This window comes from Bacillus sp. 05T31 (genome assembly GCF_056396725.1).
The window spans coordinates 1-1,380 of sequence record NZ_JBFTMA010000911.1; the positions used below are offsets into that span (position 1 = coordinate 1).

1 protein-coding gene is annotated in these 1,380 nt (G+C 38.5%); it reads left to right on the forward strand.

The annotated features are described in order from the left end of the window. Positions 1–222 precede the first annotated feature (222 nt). Positions 223–1,380, forward strand: a 1,158-nt coding sequence (locus AC1DJR_RS29810; protein ID WP_477004237.1) for a protein adenylyltransferase SelO, incomplete at its 3' end; no start/stop codon positions are given.

The window sequence follows — 1,380 nt, forward strand, 5'->3', positions numbered from 1 at the left end:
GTTTACTATGTAGTTTGCTCAATAATGAATGATAACAAAAACTCCATTTTGATCAATCTTTTTGAAAAATGGAGTTTTTATATTTGCTGTTAAATAGACACAATGCACTGAAGTCCTTACAATAGATTGCAAGGGGAAATAACATATTATACTTTTAGTTAACTTTACAAAGAATATATACGTACACATACATAATTCAAAACACAAAAAGGAGGAGATAAAATGACTAAAAATAATGAAACAGGTTGGAATTTAGATACTAGTTATACTACATTACCACAATCATTTTATACAGAAATCCCCCCAACTCCTGTAAGCTCACCGGAGTTAATTAAACTAAATAACTCATTAGCAATATCTCTTGGTTTTAATCCTGAGGATCTAAAAAAGGAAGCTGAAATTGCTATTCTCGCTGGTAATGCAATTCCAGAAGGGGCTCACCCACTAGCTCAAGCGTATGCTGGACACCAATTTGGTCATTTCAACATGTTAGGAGATGGTCGTGCCCTTTTAATCGGAGAACAAATTACTCCTTCAAGCGAACGCTTTGATATTCAATTGAAAGGTTCTGGCCCTACTCCATATTCACGCCGCGGTGATGGCCGTGCTGCGCTCGGCCCGATGCTACGTGAGTATATTATTAGTGAAGCGATGTACGCACTTGATATTCCGACTACTCGCAGTTTAGCAGTAGTCTCRACTGGCGAACCAATATATCGCGAAACGAAGTTACCTGGAGCTATTTTAACTAGAGTTGCAAGCAGTCATATACGCGTTGGAACATTCCAATATGCTGCAGCTCGCGGATCAATCGAGGATCTCATAGCTTTAGCTGATTATACGATAAAGAGACATTATCCAGAGGTTGAATCTACTGAAAATCCATATGTCGCACTACTACAAGAAGTCATTAAGAGACAAGCAAGCCTTATCGCAAAATGGCAACTCGTCGGCTTCATTCACGGCGTAATGAACACTGACAATATAACGATTAGCGGTGAAACGATTGATTACGGTCCTTGTGCCTTTATGGATAGTTATGACCAAGGAACAGTATTTAGCTCTATTGATGTAAAGGGCCGCTACGCATATGGAAATCAGCCGTATATGGCTGCATGGGACCTTGCACGATTAGCTGAATCTTTAATGCCGATTCTACACGAAGATGAAGAAGCAGCGCTAAAAATTGCCCAAGATGAAATTTCAAAGTTCAGCGTGCAGTACGAAAACAATTGGTTCCTCGGAATGAAGAAGAAATTAGGACTATTTAGCAACGAAGAGCAAGATCAATCACTTATTGAGAAACTTTTAAAAGCAATGGAAAAATATAAAGCAGATTACACAAATACATTCCGTKCATTAACTGACACTACATTAGAA